This is a genomic window from Gilliamella bombi, assembly GCF_900103255.1.
GTDB lineage: Bacteria > Pseudomonadota > Gammaproteobacteria > Enterobacterales > Orbaceae > Gilliamella > Gilliamella bombi.
Genome location: NZ_FMWS01000037.1, coordinates 73,545 through 96,746 on the forward strand (window position 1 = coordinate 73,545; position 23,202 = coordinate 96,746).

Below are 23,202 nucleotides of genomic sequence, written 5' to 3' on the forward strand. Positions count from 1 at the left end.
TCGGTGATGTGGATACAATTAAAAATAACACAATTGAAATTAGCAAAGATCCTCGTGTGTTACTAGCAGAAAGTTATGCTGATTATATGGCTGTTGCTAAGGCATGTAGCGGATTTGATCCAGAATGGGAGAAGAAAGGAATATGAAAAAAATAAATGAATTATCATCACAACAATTAATTACCACTATATTTGACCCAGTAAAAGAACTGGATAAAACCATGCCAACGCGCATTACTCAATATATCTTACAGGGTGATGAACTAAATGTATTAGTTGATTTAAATCAATTGTGTCAGTCTTCAAACACGGCTACTAAACTTTATGAGTTACTTCGAAGACCTTGTGACCTTCATTATACAAATATTTGTGACGAACCCAATTCATCCGAAAAGGCAAGAATGGCTTTTTATCAGCGGTGGACTGATGATTATACTTTTGAACAGATAATCCGTTTTGCACGAGTTTTAACGGCGTTATGTGGTAATTTACGTTTTATTAAACTTATTACTCCAGAGTTACCCTCTTGGTTTCTATACCTGTTATATGATGGATTGATTACTACGTTACCGATTTGTTGTAACAATGAAGAGCGGATTGATGAGCGAAAAAATTGGTCAATTAAACAATTGCATCAGTTGTTAGAGATTGAGGAATCAGGATTAGGTAAAAAGTTATTATTTGCTATTTTTGACCGCCAAAATATTACATATAGCGGCTGTTTTCAATATTTCTTTATGATTAATGGTCTATTACCTTATGTTATTGAGCATATCGAATTATTCAAACAATTACCGAATCAAGATATTGCGATATTAGGGCAAGTCGAACAATTAAAATATATTCGAAAGCATCCTGAACTACAAATGCCACTGATTGATTTTATTGCTGTGCAGTCATTAAATAGCTCCAAACAAGTCAATCAGCTAGCAACTGAAATGTTACTTAGTTCCCCTGTCGAAATAGTAAAGCCCCATTTACAACGTTTGTTAACTGCTGGCACAGTTAAGCAGCGTAGTCATGCTGCCGCATTACAGGCTAGAATATCCTCTGATCCGACAATCTTACAACAAGCCTTAGCTAACGAAACTAACAAAACGGTCATTGCTGCGATAGAAAGTGCTTTATCACGACTTGAAAGTGCAAATACAGCCGAACAACAAGCAACTTTGATAATTCCTGATTTTGAGCCAATCGATGATGTTGATTTACCCATTATTGCTCGTGATATTTTGCAGCAAAATTATGAAGAACATTTAATAGAAAGTGAAAAAGCGGCACAAAAAGAAGTTGAAGATAACAAAAAATATAACCTTCCATATAATTGGGCAAGAAAATACTATAAAACGTTAAAAACGATTACCTCACAGGATTTAGATGATGTCTATCACTATTTAAATGGTAAGATTGAATATTCGGCGTTACTCAAAAAAATCAATAAAAATATCGATATTAAATTTTTATTAGCCAAAAAAAGGTTACAGAATCTACCTGAATTTACGCTTTTTCATCTATTACGAGTGACTCAATTAGCTGATAAAGATACAGGCGTTTATTATTTCGAAAGATTATTTGAAAAAAATGAATTTATAAAAAAATTAGATCTTAGACAAATTGCAGATGTATTAGTAAAACTCAATTATTCTCAGCATGTGCCCTATGTCGTTGCTGTGCCATTTTTAACCAAAGATACCTATCACGATGTCTATGAAAATGAACCACACAAATTATGGCCATTTTTTGCTGAAAACGAATTTTTGCTTGATGAGGCCTTAGGTTTTGCTCCCAAACAAGAAGCCTTGTCTTATCTTAATGTTGATGTAGAAAGTACCATTAAAATATTACAAACTTTCCCAAATATTCCAACTAAATATGTTGCTTATCTATTTGAATTAGCTTTGGGCGAAAGTAAACAAGTACGCTATGCCGCACAAAACGCTTTAAGTGTGATTACTAATATTCATTGCCAAGTTGAACAAGCTTTAACATCAGCAAAGCAAGAGGTGCGAATTGCCGCCGCTAATTGGTTAGCAGAGTTAGGACAAAAATCTTCAATTAAAGCATTAAATAATGCCTTAAAAAAAGAAAAACGCGAAACTGTACAAGCTGTTTTATTAGTCGCTTTAGAAAAATTAGGCGAAGATATTAGTCAACATCTAACCGTTAAAAAACTATTAACCGATGCACAAAAAGGCTTAAAAGGTAAAAAACCTGCTGATTTTGACTGGTTTGATAAAAATCTAATTCCGCCATTAACATGGAAAAATGGTGATGTAGTTGATCCTCAAATTATTGAATGGTGGGCGTGGTTAGCGGTCAAGTTAAAAGATCCAGCTAATCCATTGTTAATTATTTATAGTCGCTTATTAAGTCAGCAAAGCCAACAGCAATTAGGCGAATTTATTTTACAAAGCTTTATTAAGCAAGATACGCGAATGCCAACGGTGGAAGATGCCGAAGCAAAAGCCAATTCATTAGCCGATAAGCGATTGCAGCGATATATTGGCTACTACCAGCAACACCCTCAATACTACCCTAGTTATGCCAATATTACTTTTGAACAAGTATTTGAAGAGATAAAAAAAGAGGCTTTGGCAGTCTATCTTGGTTCAGCCATTAAAGCGAAAGGATTATTAGCATTAACCAGTGGTATTAAAGGTCACATTGCAGTTTCGTTATTACGTAGTTTTATGAAAGATCATCAACAACGACGAGCGCAAATTGAAGCGATGCTTGAACCGCTTGCTCAAAGTGATGATCCGTTGATCACGCAACTCTTGCTATCGCTTGCCCGCCGTTATCGTGCTGCATCTGTACAAGAAAAAGCCCGCTTATTGGTAGAAAGTATTGCAGAACGCAATGGCTGGACTACTGATGAACTAGCTGATCGCACCATATCTACCGCAGGGCTAGATGATAATGGTGTGTTAACCCTTGATTATGGTGAACGCACATTTACGGCTACTTTTGATGATAAGTTTAAATGGCATTTAAAAAATGCAGATGGTAACGAAATTAAATCCTTACCAGAAGCCCGAAAAAGCGAAGATCAAGCCTTAGTGAAAGAGGCAAAAAAACAGTTTTCCAACAGTAAAAAAGAACTAACGCAATTGCTTAATATGCAAATTACCCGCTTTTATGAAGCTATGTGTACACAGCGTCAATGGCGAGTAGAGGATTGGCAAAAATACTTACAGCCACATCCTATCGTAGGACGGCTTATTCAACGTTTAATCTGGCTTGAATTAGATGAAAATGGACAGATATTAAACAGCTTTAGACCAACTGAGGATGGTAGCTTAATTACAACTGAAGATGAAGAAATAGAACTAAATGAAGGTAATCGCATTGCCCTTGCCCACTCTGCAGTGTTGCCAAGTGCTATCACAGTAAAATGGCAAGATCATCTTAAAGATTACAAAGTCCCCGAGCTATTTGATCAATTGACTCACTCATTACCAGATATAAGTAAAGTTAAAGATGACATTATTGATGAACGTTTAGGTTGGTTAACTGACAGTTTCACGATACGTGGAATCTTAACCAAATTGGATTATAAGCGTGACAATGTTGAAGATGCAGGTTGTTTTTATGGTTATTATAAGTATTTTGCTAGTCTTAACCTGTATATTAATATTGAATTTAGTGGCAGCATGGTACCAGAAGAAAATATCCCTGTTGCTCTTTTTGACCTCTATTTTAGTAAAAAGCCAGGTTTAAAAGATAGACCAATAGCTCTCGATAAATTGCCTCCAGTGTTACTCGCTGAAGGTTATGCTAACTATATGGCGGTTGCAAATGCGTGTAGTGGCTTTGATCCTGATTGGGAAGATAAATTAATATGGTAAAGGATACTGTTGACAATAATGAGCGCAATTTATTAGCGTGTTTTGAGATTTTGCGGGGGTTAGATAAATTGATTCCTGAGCGCATTTGTAAATATATTTTACAAGGTCAAGATCCTCTAGTTTTAGAGGATTTAAATCAATTATCACAAACGTATAATAGTGCAAAGCGAGTTTATGGGCGCCTAGGCTTTCCAGGTGCGACTAATATCATTTATTATTCCACTGAGAAAAAACAACCAATAAAAGCAAGAGCGCTATTTTATCAACAATGGACGGATAACTATACGCCAGAACAGATTATCCGTTTTGGTAAGGTATTGGCAGCAACCTATATTGAAAATATGCAGCAAAGTCGCATTTATTCAGAACAAAAAAATATTGATGTGATCACGCCAAATTTACCATTATGGTTTTTATATCTATTTTTAGATGGATTGGTTTCAACTTTGTTTAGCTATAATCAAAGTGCTGAAAAAATTATTCTTGAACGTCAAAATTGGTCTGTTCAACAATTACATCAATTGCTCGAAATAGAACAAAAAGGGCTAGGGAAACAACTATTATTTGCTATTTTTGACCGTCAACAAACACCAGAATCTTATTTAAAGTGTTTTTATTATGTGTTTATGATTAATGGTTTATTGCCCTATATTTATGAACATCTTGAATGGTTTAAAACCTTGCCTGAACAGGGGCTATCTAGAGCTGGTCAATTACAGCAATTACAATATATTGCTAATCAAGACAAACTTAAACAAGATGTGATTGATTTGCTTGTAAAACAATCAACAAGTAATATAAAAGCAATCAGTGAGTTAGCAACAACCTTGTTACTAAGTTTACCTATTGACATAATACAAGCTGAATTACAAGCTTTATTAGATCAAGGAACGCCTAAGCAACGTTGCCGTGCGATAAACTTATTAGTTAGATTATCTGTTAATCGCAAGATTTTAGAAGAAGCATTAACCCGTCAGACGAATAAAACCGTAATAAAAACCATCGAAGGGGCTTTATCACGATTAAGTGTCAATGAGGATGCTAAACAGCAAGAAATCGGATTAATTATTCCTCCTTTTGAATCGATCGTTGAAGTTAATTTACCTTCTAAAGCGCGAGATATTTTGCAACAAAACTACCAAGAAATATTAGTCCAACAGCAAAAGAAAGCAGAACAGGAAATTCAATATAACCAAGAATATGGTTACAAAATTACATCTGAACAACAGCGTTATGCGCAATTAAAAACAATTACTGTTACTGATTTAGATGCGATTTTTGATTGTTTAAATGGTAAAGGTGATATCAAACAGGCGGATATAAAAAATAAATTAATTTATGATGTTATTTTGAATAAAGGGCGCTTGCCATCGTTACCTGAATTTAATCTTTACCACTTATTACGTGCGGAAAAAATTTGTCATCATCAGCCTAATTCCTTTTATTTAGGTTTAAGTTTTTCTCATCATGAAATCTTGTTACGTACTGATTTACGCCAGTTAGTTGAAGTCATGAATAAAATAGATTATGTGCCAGATGCGAAACGTACCATCGCTGCCGCATTTTTAATGAATTATTATTATGAAACCACTGCTGAGGTCGATCCTAATTTAGTTTGGCCATTTTTTGCCGAAAATTCCGTTTATCTTGATGAAGCATTAGGACTATTGCCAAATCAAGAACCGCAAAACAGTGATTATTTTTTTGAGAAAGAACGAGGGATAAAAATATTAACTTTTTTCCCGAAGTTACTAGCTAAATATGTGACTTATTTACTTGAACTGGCATTAGGTGAAACTCAATCATTACGTTTATTAGCACAAAAAGCATTGAGTATGTTGCCTGATATTCATTACCGAGTGGAAGAGGCATTAATATCAACCAAACAAGCTCAGCGTATTTTAGCTGCCAAGTGGTTGGTAAAATTAGGACAGAAATCATCAATTAAGGCACTGAATAATGCGCTAAACAAAGAGAAATCTGAATCTGTACAAGCAACATTATTAGCTGCGCTTGAAAGTTTAGGTAAAAATATAAACCAATATTTAACGCCAACAAAATTATTAGATGATGCACAAAAAGGCTTAACAGGCAAAAAGCCAGCAGATGCCAAATGGCTTGATGAAAGCTTAATTCCAGCATTAACTTGGCAAAATGGTAAGGTGGTTGACCCTCAAATTATCACTTGGTGGATTTGGCTTGCGATAAAATTAAAAGAGCCTGCTAATCCATTATTAATCATTTATACCCGACTTTTAAGCATCAAAAGTCAACACGAATTAGGTGTATTTATTTTACAGGCTTTTATTAAGCAAGACACACTAACGCCAACACTTGAAGAAGCCGAAATAGAGGCAAACTTAAATGCAAAACAGCGTTTGAAAGATTATTTAAATTATGCAAAGCGTTATCCCGAGTATTATGGTCAATATGAAAATATGACTTTAAGCGAAGCTTTCGAAATGATAAAGCAAGAAGTGCTTTCCCGTGTGATTGGTTCAGCTATTAAATCAAAGGGGATATTATCACTAATTGGAGGCATACAAGGTAATACTGCCGTATCGATAATAAAAAACTATATTAAAAACTATCAAATCAGGCGTGGACAAATTGAAGCCATGCTTGAATCAATAGCCGTTAGTGATGATCCGCTTATTATTCAATTTTTATTATCAATTGCACGTCGTTATCGAACGCCGTCCGTGCAAAAAAAAGCAAAATTATTGATTAACCAAATTGCTGAGCAAAAACAGTGGACGGCTGATGAACTGGCTGATCGCACCATTCCAACAGCAGGTTTAGATGAATTGGGCGTACTGAGCCTTGATTATGGTGAGCGAATTTTTACAGCCACATTAGATGATAAATTTAAATTTGTATTAAAAAACGCCGAAGGTAAAGAAATTAAAACACTCCCCGAAGCAAGAAAATCTGAAGATGAAACACTAGTTAAAGAAGCAAAAAAACAATTTAATAATAGTAAAAAAGAGCTGAAACAATTAATTGAATTACAAATAATGCGGCTATACGAAGCTATGTGTTTGCAACGACGTTGGTCTGTTTTAGAGTGGCAAGAATATCTCTATAACCATCCCATTATGAATCGATTAATTCAACATTTAGTATGGCTCGAAGTGAATGAATCAGGGGTAATTATAAAGAGTTTTCGTCCAACCGAAGATGGCAGTTTAATTGATTTAAACGATGACGAGATTGCGCTTAACAAACTAAACTATATTACTGTTGCACATAGTGCATTGTTAACTGAAGAAGTTGTGAAAACATGGCAAAAACATCTTACAGATTACAAAGTTTCGCTACTACTTACACAATTTAACCATTCGTTGCCTGATGTTAGCCATGTTGAAGAAAATATTATTGATGATCGTAAAGGGTGGCTAACAGATAGTTTTACAATACGAAATATATTAATTAAACAAGGATATAAGCGAGAAGACATTGAAGACGGTGCTTGCTTTTATGGCTATTATAAATATTTTAGTGAACTTGAGCTTTATATCAATATTGAATTTAGTGGTAGCTATGTGCCAGAAGAGAATATTCCCGTTGTACTTTACAATCTATATTTTAGTAAAAAGCAAGGGAAAAACGGTAATGCAATTGATATTAACGATGTGCCGCCAGTATTACTAGCAGAAGCTTATGCTGATTATATGGCTGTTGCTAATGCCTCAAGCGGTTTTGATCCAGAGTGGGAGAAGAAAGGGTTATGGTAAAACAAACACAAGCCATTCGCTTAAGTGCAGAACAACGTTATGCTAAAGAGTTAAATAAGTTGCTGAAATTGGATAATAATAACAATAAACCTCAAGGTTGGCAATTATCACCAAAATCGGTACGAACGTTTATTTTAGGCAATGAAGAGGTTGGCATCAGCCGCAAATTTTTTGGTGACGATCCTCTTGTTGATCGAGCGATTGTCTCTTTGCTTGGTAAACAAGGTTTAATGTTAGTTGGCGAACCAGGTACAGCTAAATCGATGTTATCTGAACTGCTAGCTGCAGCAATCAGTGGTGATTCAAACCTAACTATTCAAGGTACGGCAGGGACAAATGAGGATCATATCAGATATTCTTGGAATTATGCTTTATTATTAGCAGAAGGACCAACTGAACGAGCATTAGTTGGTTCGCCAATTTACCACGGTATGCAGCAAGGTAAAATTGTGCGCTTTGAAGAAATAACACGTTGTCCTCCTGAAATTCAAGACGTACTTGTGTCATTGATGTCAGAAAAGCAAATGATGATTCCAGAAATGGGACAGCATGCTAAAATTAGCGCTCGACCAGGTTTTAATCTTATTGGTACGGCAAATTTAAAAGATCGCGGTGTACATGAGATGTCGGCTGCATTAAAACGTCGCTTTAATTTTGAAACCGTTAACCCAATTACTGATAAAAACTTTGAAATAGAATTAATTCAAATGCAACTTAACCAGGAATTAGGTGAACTAAAATCGCAGATCATTATTCCAGTCGATGTCATTGAACTATTAGTAACAACGTTTCAAGAGTTAAGACAGGGGCAAACACAAGCAGGCACTAATCTGAAAACACCTGATGCGGTGATGTCAACAGCAGAAGCTGTCAATATTGTTTATGCCTCAGCATTAGATGCCTATTATTTTGATGAGGGCACCCTTGAGGGTGGACATATTGCTAAACAGCTTATTGGTGTAGTTTTAAAAGACAATGCTGATGATATTAAACGAATTCAATTTTATATGGATAATGTGGTGCGAGAAAGAGCCAAAAACTCATCAGTATGGCATTCATTCTACCAGGTGTCTAAAAAATTCTGGAAATAATAAATAGATAATCATTATGGGAAGCTCACCATTACCACAACGTCTACAAAATGCTTTGATATGTCGAGATGCATTACAACAAGCACAGATCTATTTTGCTCCAGTACGCCATCATAGTCCTGCTTGTAGTTATGCTTTGCGACAGTTGATTACTCAAATTAAACCGACTCATATTTTGATTGAAGCACCTGCTAGCTTTTCAGAAAAACTTGAGGAACTACTAAATAATAAGACAGAGCCACCCATTGCTATACTTTGTCAAACAGATCTTCAAGTAGACGAAGTTGTCTTTCAGAAGAATGAAGAATATAGTGAAGAATATAAAGAGGATGATAAGACTAACTCGCCATCGCATCAAATTACTCGCTCCGTATTTTATCCATTTTGTAGTTACTCACCAGAGTGGCAAGCAATGCAATTGGCAAAACAATACAATGCAAAAATTCAATTTATTGATCTGCCTTGGGCAGAACAAGTTACTCAAGAATTCACATCATTGCAGAGCAAATCATTACTTTCTGAAACCTATCTAAAGCATAGCCAATACATTACTCAATTGGCTAAGAAATTACATTGCCGTGATCATGACGAAGTTTGGGAGCATTTATTTGAATTAAGAAATTTTACCGATCTTGCTGATTGGCAAACATTTTTTGAAGATACGTTTATTTGGTGTGCAATGGCGAGGCTTGATTACGATTCATCATCACTTGAAGCTGAAGGATCGAGCCAACGAGAACAGCACATGTTAACCGCAATTGGGCGATTAAAAAAATCGATCCCCGATGCAAAAATTGTGGTGGTCACAGGCGGATTCCATACTTTAGCATTATTTGAAGGATTATGGCAAAACAAGCTTCTATTACCCAAACGAACCGATATTACCCGATTTAATCGACAGCAGAAAAGTGGCGACAGGGATCGAACTTGGCTTATTCGTTATAGTTTTGATCGCCTTGATGCATTAAATGGTTATACAGCAGGGATGAATTCTCCTGCTTATTACCAAAAATCTTGGCAATCAATGCTAGCTTATGAACAAAATTCTAACCAACCGCAAACAACCCAATGTTATCGAAAAACACAATTGATTGATTTTTTATCGATTATTACTGATAAATTAAGAGAAAAGCAAAATTGTAGTGATGCAATTGGTTTTATCCCTTTAAAGTCGGCGATTGAACAAGCCTGTTTATTAGCTGAACTTCGAGGTCATTATGGTCCAGGTCGTTATGATCTGCTTGATGGTATTCAATCTGCTTTTATCAAAGGAAGTATTCACGATGTACGCAGTGATTTTTGGCAAATAGTTTATCGTAGCTTATCAGGAAATCAATTAGGACAAATTCCTAATGATATAGCCTCACCACCACTTGTTAATGAAGTTTATTCAACACTTAAAAAATACCGTTTTAAGCTCGACGACACATTGCCTAAAACTACCCATATTGATATTTACCGTAACCCAGAACATCGGCAACGAAGTCGATTTTTACACCTACTTGCCTTTTTGGACGTTGGATTTGCTAATCGTCTTGACGGACCAAATTATCAATATGGAACAAGGTTAACCATTATGTTTGAAGATTGGCAATATTTATGGACTCCAATGGTTGAAGCTAAGTTAATTGAGCTGTCAGAGCAAGGCACGCAACTTGAACAGATTGCTATACAAAAACTACAACAGTCAATAGAGCAATTAACAGAAGATGGAATGGCACAATCTTGTTTGTGTGCAGTAAAAGGGGTGATACAAGCGGCGTTAATGGGATTACAAACCTATTTCTCTCAATTATTAGTGAAATTATCATCATTCTTAGAAGTTGACAGTAATTTATTGTCATTAGTGGATTGTGGGCATCGTTTACTCTATTTATGGCAAGGTCGGGACTTTTTAGCACTTAATGTCAGTTCAACTTTGTTAGCATTGCTAGCTAAAGTACCACAACAAGCCTTTTTCTTACTTGATACATTAAAACAATCCGATACAGAGCAACAGCAAGAAAATTTAAAAACATTATTATTATTTAGAAATTTAATAAATAATCTACCAGATAAGCTAGATGTGAAAAAGTTGAAACAGGATTTTTACCTGAATTTACATCGTTTACAACCGTTATTAAGCGAGGCGCCATTGATTCGGGGCGCTATTGATAGTATTGCTTATTTGGACTCTCAAATTAGCCAATCAGAGTTTGACCACAAAATAAAAATGGCTTTTGAGTTAGGATCCCAATATGAACAGGCAAGTAGCTATTTTATGGGGATAATGCAATGTGCACCCGAATTAATTATCCACTCTTCACAATTATTAACAAGCCTTGATGAATTATTAGCAAATTGGAAACAAGATCAATTTATCGAAATACTTCCTGATTTACGACTTGCATTTACGCAACTCACACCGAAACAAAATGCGATAATTGCCGAAAAAATTTCTAAAAAATATAGTGCTAAAAAAGAAGATATGAGTATTGAGCAATATAGATTTAGTGAAGAAGAATTGCAAAAAACACTTTCTTTGGAATTATCTATCTCCCAATATATTCATCAACAACAACTACAAGATTGGTTTAAACAGTAAGGATTTAGCATGATCGGCAATAAAAAAATCATTGATAAAAAAAATGTTGCTCATGTTAAGCGATGGCGATTGATATTAGGAAAATATGCAGATGGACACCTTAATCAGGCGACATTTAACCAACATGATCATAACTTAGAACAAACATTAAATTATCTTTATCAGCATGAATACCGCAAGCGAGGTTTAAAAATAGGTGATGAAGATAGTAGGGATAGTGTTAGAAAAAAGATTTCACCTGGTGGCAATGAAAATTCTGTATTTAACACAGTAAATTGGCTCAATAAAACGCGAAAACTGTTCCCTAAAAGTACATTTGAACGCATGCAACAGCAGGCGATTGCCCGTTATCAACTGCAAGGAATTTTAAACGATCCTAATGTTATTAAAGCGTTAGAGCCGAATTTGAACTCTGTGCGTTTATTAATGAATTTAAGAGGGCAATTAAAAAGTGAAGTCTATTTGGCAGTTAAAGAGCTGATTCAAAACGTTGTTGATGAAATTTTACAAAAAATCAAATCCGATTTTGTTAATGCCTTGATAGGTAAAAGGAATCGATTTCGTCGTTCCAAAATACGTTGTAACCAAAATTTTGACTGGCGTGCAACAATTAAGGCTAATTTGAAACATTTTGATCAACAAAAACAACAAATGATTATTGAAAATGCGATTTTTAACTCCCGTGCAAACAAACAATTACCTTGGGATATTATTTTATGTGTTGATCAAAGCGCCTCAATGGATAGTTCAATTATCTATTCTGCTGTTTGTGCTAGCATTATGGCTAAATTACCTTCTGTTAACTTACATTTATTTGTTTTTGACACTCAAATTGTTGATCTGTCTCACTTAGCCCATGATCCTGTGGAAGTTTTAATGACAGTTCAGTTAGGGGGGGGAACTGATATTGCCAAAGCGCTCAATTATGCTGAACAAAAAATTAAAAATCCACAACGAACAATTGTGGTATTAATAAGTGATTTTTGTGAGGGAGGAGCATTAATTCACCTTTATGCAACTGTTTCAAGAATGAACAGCAACAGAGTCAAAATGTTAGGTTTAGCGGCGCTAGATGATAATGCTGATCCTGTTTATGATTTGCAAATATCGCAGCAATTAGCTAACCGTGGTATGCAAATTGCGGCATTAACACCAGAACACTTTGCTGCTTGGCTAGCGGAGGTTATGCAATGAGTTGGCAACATATCTATTTAAACTATGATCAAGAATCATTGGCACTTTATGCCAATATTGGCTTAGTTCGCCGTGCTCGTAAAGATATCGAGGCTAACAAAGTAAAATTAATTGAAAAAAACAATGAAGATTATTTAGAATTCAATGCAGACGGTCAGCAAGTTAGATTACCTGCTCAAGGTATTCAAGCTGCAAGTTGTAATTGCCCTGCTCACGGGCATTGTAAGCACATTATATCGGCTGTTTTATGGCTACAATCAAATGCTTCATTGTTAGAACATTCTATTACCGATAGCAATAACATCGATGATGAAAATCAAATTAAACCGTTAGATCAATCCAATGATTCGCATAAATCTGATAATAAAATAAGTACAAAACAGCTTGAAACAATAAGACCTTTAGCTAACGTGTTAACTGAATTATTGTCATTAGATGCCTCCAAACTTTTAAAAAAGGCAGGAAAAGCCAGTATTTTTAAAGCTTATCAATTTGCGTGTAGTTGGCAAAAAAATCATTTAGTTACGATAGAATACCAAGATTCACAAATACGAATTATTGTACCAGAAAGCGATACACCTATTATTTATATGGCGGGTACTGGCTTTGATGGAATGATTTCAACTTTCTGTACAAACCAAAAAATGGCAATACATTTAGCAGCTATTGCTTATCTATTTGAAAAAAACAACAAAACATGGCCGTGGCCAATCCAATATCGACAAAGCATAACACATGAAAGTGATCAGCTTTCTGCTGATGAAATTACTTTGATTAAACAGATTCAACAGCATATTTGTAATCTTATCAATCAAGGTTTATCTCATGTGAGTCATAATCAAGCTGATCAATTACAATTACTTAATATGTCAGCAAGATCTCAAGGATTACCTCGTCTGGCTGCAATGCTTCGGCATCTTAGTCAATTGGTTGAGTTACTTGCCAAACGGCATTTTGCGGTTGAAGAACAAGATATACTTCTTTTTTTAGGGCAGATACAAGCCTATACCGAAATGCTATTACATCATCAAGGTGAACAACTTTTCAAATTAAGAGGTAGGATAAAACGCCAATATAAAACAGAATCACAGCCCCTTGAGCTATTACCATTAGGCGGTCGTTGGTGGCAAAGTAAAACAGGTGCCATTGGTGCAACTTTCTACTTTTGGGATATTGAAAAACAACAATACCAAGAAACAACATTAGCCAGATCCTATAAAAACGATATCAATTTTAATCGCACAATGATTTGGAACAGTATGTCAATATGGCAAACATTTCCTTATATGTTGATGCAAAAATCAATAAAGCTTCATCACCCTCGTTTATCAGATACTGGCGAATTGGCGATTCATGGTTCAACTGTTACTTTACAAGAAACAGGGTGGAATGATAACAATTATCAGGATTTTAGATCAAAAGCGGGATTTGAAAATTGGTCAATACTGAGCGACTATTTACAAGATAATCATTTAGATGATTCACCTCTTAATGAGATGTTAATTCTTCATATAGCAAGCTCAAATAAACCTTATTTAGATGAAATTCGACAAAATTTAGTTTGGCAAGTAAATGATAATGATGGAAATAGCCTTTTTTTATGTCTCTTTTGGGATGAATATGAAAAATTACATATCGATGTTTTAAAGAATTTTTTAGAAACCAACAATCTCCCCTTAACCGTATTTGTCAACTGTGTAAAAAATGACAACTTTTTGGATTTAGAGCCTTTTGCATTGCTTTACAAAGAGCAACTAACAGGAGATATCAAAACATTAAATCTTGATTTTGAAGACTTCTGTCATAAAAGTAAAAAAAATAATTCTAAACAAAATGTTATTATAAATAATTATTTAGCGCATAAAAAGCATTTAGTCGAAAATCATTATATGACAGATTCACTTTCAACCTTAATTATTCAACCACTTTTAACGATACTTGAAAGTATGGTGTGTTCAGGAAGACTCGAATTATTCGCTGATCAAAAACAGCAATTAATTGCGATACAATATGATTGTGATACTTTAGGATTAAACACATTAAGTACCGTTTTAAATAAAATTCTCAGTCAACAACAAATAGCGGTAACACATATCTTACAAGCAGTTTACTTGTGTTATCTTTTAAAAAAGACAAACTACCAATTACCAATACAACTGAAAGATTTATGATATAAATACCTTATCGCTATTACATAACTCTAGTAGAAAATAATATTGCGTATTTTTGCATTTATTATTCAGTAGAGCGTTATATTCTTTTATGCTAAATAAAGTTTTTAAATGTTATAAGACTAATATTCCAGTGTGATCGTAAGGTTCGTTTGGTACTATAAATAATACATAATTAGAATTATTTTAAAGGATAACAAGTACTAATAAGATTTGTTAACAGGTTTTTAAGGTGTTATATTTAATATGCATAACAAAACAAGGGCATATGATCATGCCTAATATTATTTTGAGTGATACTACTGCAAGTATCAGTGAATTAAAAAAAATCCAATGGCAACAGTGAATGCAGGACAAGGTTTACCAGTTGCAATTTTAAATAGAAATCAACCATCCCCATTAACTTACAAATACACAAAATTTAGAATGGGGTCTTATTTCTTTATGATATAGACGCCATATCCCTTGTCAGTGATAAAGCGTTAATTTTGTTGTTTATGTATATTTATTACACTCTTTCCTTTTTAATTTCAGTAAAAAATAAGTTACTCCTTGTGTTGATAGAAGATAGCATCAATCATGGCAACGCGACCATTCCAAGCTTGTTTTTCTTCTTTTTTTCTTGAATCATCAGGGCAGCTAGATGACCACCACACCGAATCAATAATTCGTGCTATAATTTGTTCCCAATATGTTTCAAGGTCGATCTTTTGAGGTATACCAAAATTTTTGCATAATGCTGGACGATTTTGTCCATCTAAACACACAAAGTAATCAGGGCGCTTCATTGCTAATAATCTACTTGCAATGCCAATCCCACATTTACCAGCAGGAAATGCCTGCTTAAATATTTTAATAAATTGATTGTAGTTAGCTTCATTTACAGGACCTGTCAATGGTATACAATTAAGGGCATTTGATATGTTAGGATCATTATTATTTATTTTGCTATGAAATACTCCTGCACCAACCATGCTACCAAACCATTTCCACTTAATTTCTGAACCATCATCTATTAAGCCTGCCACTTGCTTTCGTTGTAATTTAGTAAAACTAGAGAAGATTTGTTTTTCTTTGAAGTAATTATTAATCTCTTGCAGAACTTTGATGCGTTTAGAAAATGAACTGGATTCATCTTTCTCATCTGTTTTTTCTCGTATTTTTTCATAATATTCATTCCATTGTAGTGAAAGAATATTTGACTTTATCATACTTTTTTTGCTTTTATTTCCACCATAAACATTTTTTAGACTATCTAGTTTAGTTTTATTTTTCTTCCATATGTTCGTGTATTTATTTATTTCTTTTTCGGTCATTTCTTCTGCATATTCCCAATAACTATCAATGGTTTCCAATATGTCAGTAAATATCTTTTCAGAGCCTTGATCATTACTTGTGATATGAATCATTATTTCATCATTTTTTGTTAATGCTGCCTGTGTAAAATTAGCACTACCAATTAGACATTCCCAATTGCCATTTTCATCTGAAAATAAATACACTTTAGGGTGGAAAATTTTATCAGTTTTCAATATGAATTTTACATTCCTATGGCTCGCAAAGGTTTTAATGAAATCTGGGTGAGTTTGATAAAAATGGGTTCCAACTACCATTTTAGTTATGTGTTTTTCATTGTCTAATAATTTAGATGCAGCGCTTGAATTCATTGATGCCCAAGCTGTGGCTATATAATAGTTGGTATATTTCTCCATTAATTCAACTAATTTATTATCAATATAAGCTGGTTTAGTAATAATTTTCATTCACTTTTCTCCAATTTATTGCTTTATAGTTCGATTTCAGGTAGTTTGTTAAAATACTTATTATTCTAGCCGAGCGGCAATCTCAATAATTTCTGGCAAAATATCCAAAATCAAAGCCAATTGTTGCATAACTAACAGATCATTATTCGTTTTATCATCATCAATTGAAACAGCCGAAATAGTTTCGATATAATCGGTGACGGATTTTTTAATAGCTTGGTATTCACCGTCGATCTTTTTAATGCTTAATAGATTAATAATATAGACTGACAAATCATCAAATAGATCGAAAGTCTGTTTTGAAAGAGGTTTATCGCGATGCGCACCTAAAGTCGAAAGATAGCTAATCAACGTATGATTAAGTGTTAACAAACGAAATCCCTGATCGATAACAACTGGATTCATATGCGGCTCTTTAGTCATCAAACTAATTAATGACGACAAATCTGCATTACTATCATGCGCCGCACGCCTAGCTAAACGATACATAACATCATTAGTTTTACCAGTCAAATACTGACGACCAATTAACGCTAAGTAATGGCTATCGTCATGGCAAACACGATCCACTAATTTAGGTAGATTTCTAAACTTCCAGTCAGGCCAAATAAAGCTCACAGCAAACCATGCAATAAAACAACCAATTAACGTTGCAATAATACGTGCGACCGCAACTTGAATACTACTTTCGCCAATTAAACTGAAACTAAAAAACACCAGTAACGTAATAAACGCAGTAGCATAAGCATATTGTGAATTCTTAAATAGAAAAAACAGCCAACCAGTGATAATAATCAACACCAACTGCTCAGGAACACTTGGAAATAAAAACGTCAACGGAATACCTACAATAATCCCTAGAATGGTACCGATTACGCGTAATTTTAACCGATATTTTGTAGTTGAATAGTTAGGTTGACACACAAACAAACTGGTTAAAATAATCCAATATCCATGCTGTAAATCGGAAAAATGAATCACCATATAACCAACAAAAAACACCACACACATACGAATTGCATGACGAAATAGTGCCGATTTTATGGTTAAATTGTTTCTAATCTTGGCAAAAATAGCATAAAAACTGGTTAGTTCTTCATCGATTAATTGATTATCTTCTTCTGCTTTTGGCAAATGTTGCTCGGTATCAATATTAGCAAGTAACAGATCGATAGAAAGTAAATTTTGATGTAAACTCTTAAGCGCTTTAATCATCAGCATATCGCTTTTATGACTAGCATGATATTGATTAATAGCTTCTTCAAGATACGAAAAATAACGTGAAAACAGCGGATCATGTTGATAAGTTTGATTTAACTTAATTGTCATTGCCAATTGCGCACAAGCTTTCGCTTGCAAATTTAAAATACGAGCAAATCTAAATAAAATATCACTATGTTTAAAATGCACACTAAGCGCTTGATAATGTCCATGCGCTGAACTTGCTCGCTCATGAATATCTTGCGCGACAAAATAATAGCTTAGTAACTTTCTAATATAAGCTTGTCCACGATAGCTTTTTAAACGATTAAATAGCGAACGTTTTGTATTATTAAAAGCACTAATGAGTTGATTATTACTATTGTTTAATTGCAAAGTCTGTTTTTTAAAACCGTCAGACTCATCGGGATCAAACATCGCTGCCTTAGCGTCAAGATATTGTGCTAAATCAATAAAACACTGTGAAAGCGATTGTTGGGTTGTGCGAATAGGTTGAATGATCGATTCAATTAACGAAACAACATTATACCAAAGCGCACCTAACAGCAAAAAACAGGGCAAAGTGTAATTATCAGTAAACAAATTATGCCCAAGCATGGTATAGGCAGCAATTAAAAGTGATCCAAACGCAATCACACCGTAACGTTGCCCAAGCGAACCAAGCATGGTAAAAATAAACGTTGAAGAGACCAAACCAATAATAAAAAATGCAGGATAATCAAATAACAACTCGACTGAAAAAGTGGCAATAGCAAAACAGAACAACGTAAGAATTAAATTAATACAACGACTTAATAAACGAGTATCGATCTCGGTCAAACCAGCTGCCACAACACCAAGCGTAAGAGGAATAACTAGCGAGGTATACCCCAAATACCACGGAACTAAAGTCGAACCAGTTAAACTAATTAACATCCGAAGACTAAAAAGAAGATTACTGCTGTAAAAGACTTTACGTAAAGACAAAATAAATGTGTGCACGGTGTATTGGGTTTGGTGTATGTTCAAATAATAGCTACTAGAATACTATATTGCATCAAATAGGGAAAGAGTGCAAAAAAGTTGTTTATTTCCAATAAAAACAAAAAACCTCAATAAAATCAATGGTCTACCTGAGCGATTTTTAGAGCAAAAAACACACTTATAGCACCACAATGTTAATAAGTCCTCAAGACCAGTTAATTTAAAAATTAATTTTTGTAATTCTGGACTCATAATTAAATCCCTTCTAAATCTCTAATTGCCGCATTGATATGCGTTTCATTGATTGATGTGTTATTACTGTTTGCAAGAATTGCAGCCAGTGATAACGTCATTTTTATAATACGAAGTGCGCCAGATTTCTTGCCAAGTTCGTGCACTAGCTTTCTTTCACGAGCGCCGTCAATGCCCCAAGCATCTGCGATAGCATCAATATCGCCTGCGGTTGTATTTAAAATCGCCACTTTTTTAGCAATACGGGAGAAGAGGCGGGCAAAGTCAGTTTTACGAGAGCCATTGCCTGATAATTTAGAATAGATTTGATGGTTACCGCACAGTACAACACCGACCCCCGTCATCTCTTGAATCAAACGAATTTCTTCGAGCGCATCGTAGGGTAAGTGGTCAGCCTCATCAATTATCAGCAACCCCTTGGTCTCTCGCATTTTTTTGCATATAGCGCTACTTAATGTACCAAGTCTTTTGGGTGCATAATCAATATCGAGTGCACAAGCAATGTCATATAAGCACTCAATTAATTTTGATGATGAGGGGCGAACAGTGATAAGCCACACGTTGGGTTGCTTGGCATATTCAGTGATTGCGTTAGTTTTACCAACACCACTATTGCCATATACAACAACAAAACAGCCAGCGATTTTTGGCATAATCAAGCGCATTAAATATCTTTTTACTTGTTGGTGTTTCAACAAAGCTTGGTGCGGTTTTCAAGTTGTTTGCTTTATTTTTGTTATCAAGCCACACCGTTAACTTATCAGCAATTTTCTGGTTGTCGCCGCCATACAAATCATTCATAAACTGACTAAGCGCTGCAGGTGAAACGTCGCTTTGTTTCGCAATGGCACTATATTTTTCACCATTTTCAACTGCAGCTTTTATTTCATTTCTAATACCAGTAAACATGATTTACTCCTCGTTTTTTTTAGCTGCTAATTTTTTTAAACCAATTTCAAATGCTGAATCAAAATCAAGCACATCAGCCTTTGGCTTGTCAGTACCGACATCTGCCGCAGTTCCGTTTTTTGCTTGCTCAGCTTTTAAAATCTCAATGACTTTCGAATCTGGTTTTTCTGATACTTCAATATCGGGCATGAGCGATTGAACTTCTAAAATCGACATGCGTTTTTGATTTTCGGCTGCGCCCTTATGGCGTTTAACGAACTGCGTACGTTGACGTTTATGTTCACGAGCGGCTTGCGTATCACCGAACGCAACACGATCTAAACACTGAGCATCACAGATAAATCGACCATCCAACGTATAAACAAGCACGCTATCGTGTAAATTTCTTGGGTCGAAGCGGATAACAACCTTGTTTGGTCGAATGCCGATTAATTTTTCATTGTAGTAACGGTTTTTAGCGCCACGAATCGAGCCGCCAGCATCAATCGTAAACGTACCATCAAAGCGAACAGTGACAGCCTCAGACGGTAGTAACAATAATCGGCGTTGCTCTGCTGTAGCTTTTTTAATTACACTTGATTGATAACTAGAGTTAAATGCATCATCAAACGACATCACACCACCACAGACCTCGGTATTGCGGTTCGGTTTACTGTTAAACATAGCAATACCTTGCTCAAGCGCTTTTAAGAACACATCAACATCAACAGCATTCTTGCTGTTATAGTTATCGGGTTTTTCAAGCACATTTGCCCCTGTATACGCCCTAGCTAACAAAGGGTGCTTATCAACAAGCTCCCCAAGCTCGCCGTGAGAAAATGCACGCTCAATCGGCTTTGCTTGACCATGCCCCTTACCGAACATTACACTTGACCAATGAAGTTGAATGCCTAGCATTGGAATAATCCCCATTGGCTCATCTGGTTTAACTTTAAAGCGGTAACGATTTGGTACGCCACCAGTCAACCATTTGTTTGCTGCTGCTCTCGTGTTATCGATAGTGACATGCTTCGGTATACCGTAATTCTCAATCACATCAGCTAGCGATAGACGAATTGAATCGCTATTCTCTGAAACATCACAGTAGTAAGCTAAGATTTTGCGAGTACGAACATCTTGCCAGATCCATGTTTTAGGCCGTAAAACTTCGCCGTTATACCACTTAACAAACACGTTATGTAGGTAACCGTCATCGTTAATCCATTCGAGCGCATCAAGCTCAATAACGCTACGTTGCTGTGCAGGATACAACTGCATTAGTGCATGCTCGCCCTTACGCCACAATACTTGCTGTTGTGGTGTGATTTCACGTTCAATCTTTCGGCGCAAGCTTGATTTGTGCGGAATATCCCAGCTCCATTCTTTAGCGACATCACACAACATCTGGTAGCATGCATTAAACGCCGGTTGCTCGGGTCGAAAATAGTTGGCAACAAAAAAGTCCCACGCTTCAGGTGTCATTTTGTATTGACGAGATGAATAATTACGAAAAGCACTACCGTCAAGCAGAGCAGGAAGATATTCGGATTGCTCAACTTTAATTGCAGTGTAATACCATCGTCGAGCCGCTGAAGGGTTACACCCATGACTCTGCGCAACAACATCAAATGCCGTAACTGGGCTAGTGCCAGCATCAACAATAGCTTTAACAGCAAGGACAACCGCGACTTTAACTTTAGCCTTATCTTTTTGCTTATCAGTTGCCTTTTCCCACTTAGCCCAGAGAGCATCAGCGCAATAGCTTTTTTCCTTGGGTTCGGGCTTGTCTAAAATTTGTGAGCTTAAATTTGTAAAGCCCAATCTTGAGCTGGGTGGACTCCATTTTGCTGGCCCTGCTGATATATGGCACCCAGATTATGGGTTCTTAGTTCAATCAACCGATCAGGGATCATATAACCTAAATTTTCCGACAACGGGCACAAATGGGTTATATTTTGATTTAATCATAAGGGGAGATGCCGATGAATTAACATGGGGAACGCCAATTACGCATGATGGAATTACCGCTACAGTAACAAGAAAAACAAAATGTAATGCCCAATGCGATGTTGAATTTCGCGTTACACTAACAGGTCCAGAGGCAAGAAATCGATGGTTCAATCCTTATTCTAGTCGAATTGCTAGGCCAAGGTTACCGCTGACCTTTGAGTTAGTGGGGAGAGATAGAGAGGGGAACGAGGTAATTAAATATGGATTTGTCCTGCAGAAATGGTTCGTGGTTAGGGGGGCTGAATTATATCACTACCCTGATATGGTAACTTGGTGTAGTGGTTTGGGTTATCGTGTGCCACAGGTTAAGGATCTGACTAACGCTGTTTGTTCGGGTCTTGGTGAAGGTCCACATTGCCAAGGCTCTACCAGTGCGATACCGTCATCAACAGGTAATCATTATCAGCGTAGAATAGGTGTTGGATTATTTTCGGAGTGGGGCTTTATGTATCATAACACTGGTGCGGATTTTATTGACCAAAATTACTGGACAAGTGACACGACGAAGAGGGACTGCCAGTTTGATGTAGGCGCAGATAATGGTGATATTTATTTGTTCTGCGCACCCAACAATTACGGGCTTTGCACCACCCCTTAGTTTTTATGACTTAGTTATTAATTTTTATGGCGCTGATGATATTCTGATATTAATAAAGAATAATCAATAAAAGAATAAAATTCCAGTGCGAGGAGGACAGCCAAAATAGCAAAGCCTGAGAGCTTTGCATTTTAATGACTTAAAGTCCAAAAGCACTTTTATTAAAAATTAAACTTGATACAACAAAAGATAATCAATAAAAAAATTAATCTTTTATAAAATAAAATCAATATTCTATCTGAGTGATTCTTATAGTTCAATAATAACTCGTCCACGAGTGATGTCGCTAATATTTTTTTGTAGGAGTTGCGATTTGTCTTTTGTGATAGCAACGTTTACTTTTACACCTTCAGCATCAAACTCTTGATTTTCAATAATGGAATCAAGTTCCTTTAGACGATTTTCGATAATTGGCCATTCGTTATAATAGCAGTGAAATTGTAGCGTCATGCGGGCAATGAGTTCAATTAGCTCAGCTTGTTGTAAGCAGTGGCTAGCCGAACCGCCATAGGCTCGAATTAATCCTCCAGTACCCAATTTTATGCCACCAAAGTAACGAGTTACTACTACAACCACTTGGTCACAATCTTGTCCTTCAATGGCTGAAAGAATAGGGCGACCTGCTGTACTAGTGGGCTCACCATCGTCATTAAATCGGTATTGTTGTCCAATCTTCCATGCCCAGCAGTTGTGGGTGGCGTTGGGATCGCTTATTTGATTAATAAAGTCGGTGGCTTGTTCAGCTGATGTGACTGGCGCTGCATTGACAATAAAACGACTTTTTTTGATTTCTTCTGTTAACTCGGTAGGATTTGCTAATGTATATGGCATGCTAATTCTGATAAAATCAATCTATTGGAATAATGATACTGAACAGAATAAA

14 protein-coding genes and 1 pseudogene are annotated in these 23,202 nt (G+C 35.6%); 9 read left to right on the forward strand and 6 right to left on the reverse strand.

Annotated features, from left to right (window positions below; all coding sequences use genetic code 11):
* The first annotated feature begins 8 nt into the window (after positions 1 to 8).
* The 8 genes and pseudogenes from B9N71_RS13020 to B9N71_RS13440 form a co-directional block, all read left to right on the forward strand.
* A complete protein-coding gene (locus tag B9N71_RS13020) occupies positions 9 to 146 on the forward strand; it encodes a hypothetical protein (protein ID WP_167370075.1) in 138 nt (45 codons plus the stop codon).
* Positions 143 to 3,847 (forward strand): DUF4132 domain-containing protein, encoded by a 3,705-nt coding sequence (locus tag B9N71_RS07655; protein ID WP_167370076.1) that lies wholly within the window; start codon positions 143 to 145, stop codon positions 3,845 to 3,847. The genes B9N71_RS13020 and B9N71_RS07655 overlap by 4 nt, the downstream gene beginning before the upstream one ends.
* The gene (locus B9N71_RS07660) at positions 3,841 to 7,584 is read left to right on the forward strand and encodes a DUF4132 domain-containing protein (RefSeq protein ID WP_085165272.1); all 3,744 of its coding nucleotides are present in this window, start codon (positions 3,841 to 3,843) and stop codon (positions 7,582 to 7,584) included. The genes B9N71_RS07655 and B9N71_RS07660 overlap by 7 nt, the downstream gene beginning before the upstream one ends.
* Complete coding sequence (locus B9N71_RS07665; protein WP_085165274.1) at positions 7,578 to 8,675, forward strand: ATP-binding protein; 1,098 nt, start codon at positions 7,578 to 7,580, stop codon at positions 8,673 to 8,675. The genes B9N71_RS07660 and B9N71_RS07665 overlap by 7 nt, the downstream gene beginning before the upstream one ends.
* Before the next feature lie 16 nt (positions 8,676 to 8,691).
* Positions 8,692 to 11,259 carry a DUF5682 family protein gene (locus B9N71_RS07670; RefSeq protein ID WP_085165277.1) on the forward strand — a complete coding sequence of 856 codons (2,568 nt, stop codon included), beginning with the start codon at positions 8,692 to 8,694 and terminating at the stop codon, positions 11,257 to 11,259.
* 9 nt (positions 11,260 to 11,268) lie between these two features.
* A complete protein-coding gene (locus B9N71_RS07675) occupies positions 11,269 to 12,453 on the forward strand; it encodes a VWA domain-containing protein (protein WP_085165278.1) in 1,185 nt (394 codons plus the stop codon).
* Complete coding sequence (locus B9N71_RS07680; protein ID WP_085165280.1) at positions 12,450 to 14,624, forward strand: hypothetical protein; 2,175 nt, start codon at positions 12,450 to 12,452, stop codon at positions 14,622 to 14,624. Before B9N71_RS07675 ends, B9N71_RS07680 begins: the two co-directional genes overlap by 4 nt.
* A gap of 274 nt (positions 14,625 to 14,898) precedes the next feature.
* Positions 14,899 to 15,020 (forward strand): annotated as a pseudogene (locus B9N71_RS13440) (type II toxin-antitoxin system Phd/YefM family antitoxin); the annotation flags it as partial.
* 149 nt (positions 15,021 to 15,169) lie between these two features.
* Here the strand turns inward: B9N71_RS13440 and B9N71_RS07690 are convergent.
* The 5 genes from B9N71_RS07690 to B9N71_RS07715 form a co-directional block, all read right to left on the reverse strand.
* On the reverse strand, positions 15,170 to 16,387 hold the full coding sequence (locus B9N71_RS07690; protein ID WP_085165283.1) for a phospholipase D family protein: 1,218 nt from the start codon (positions 16,385 to 16,387) through the stop codon (positions 15,170 to 15,172).
* A 60-nt stretch (positions 16,388 to 16,447) separates the two neighbouring features.
* On the reverse strand, positions 16,448 to 18,616 hold the full coding sequence (gene yccS, locus B9N71_RS07695) for a YccS family putative transporter (protein ID WP_208610470.1): 2,169 nt from the start codon (positions 18,614 to 18,616) through the stop codon (positions 16,448 to 16,450).
* 209 nt (positions 18,617 to 18,825) lie between these two features.
* Entirely contained in the window at positions 18,826 to 19,476 is a 651-nt protein-coding gene (locus B9N71_RS07705) for an AAA family ATPase (protein ID WP_167370077.1), read from the reverse strand.
* Positions 19,433 to 19,732 carry a hypothetical protein gene (locus B9N71_RS07710; protein ID WP_085165291.1) on the reverse strand — a complete coding sequence of 100 codons (300 nt, stop codon included), beginning with the start codon at positions 19,730 to 19,732 and terminating at the stop codon, positions 19,433 to 19,435. The genes B9N71_RS07705 and B9N71_RS07710 overlap by 44 nt, the downstream gene beginning before the upstream one ends.
* A 3-nt stretch (positions 19,733 to 19,735) precedes the next feature.
* A complete protein-coding gene (locus B9N71_RS07715) occupies positions 19,736 to 21,532 on the reverse strand; it encodes a transposase domain-containing protein (RefSeq protein WP_085165293.1) in 1,797 nt (598 codons plus the stop codon).
* Here B9N71_RS07715 and B9N71_RS12815 point away from each other — a divergent pair.
* Positions 21,495 to 22,319 (forward strand): hypothetical protein, encoded by an 825-nt coding sequence (locus B9N71_RS12815; protein WP_143422085.1) that lies wholly within the window; start codon positions 21,495 to 21,497, stop codon positions 22,317 to 22,319. The two genes, B9N71_RS07715 and B9N71_RS12815, sit on opposite strands and share 38 nt — an antisense overlap.
* 249 nt (positions 22,320 to 22,568) lie before the next feature.
* Here the strand turns inward: B9N71_RS12815 and B9N71_RS07725 are convergent, their stop codons facing one another.
* Entirely contained in the window at positions 22,569 to 23,150 is a 582-nt protein-coding gene (locus B9N71_RS07725) for an IMPACT family protein (RefSeq protein WP_085165298.1), read from the reverse strand.
* Between the last annotated feature and the right edge of the window lie 52 nt (positions 23,151 to 23,202).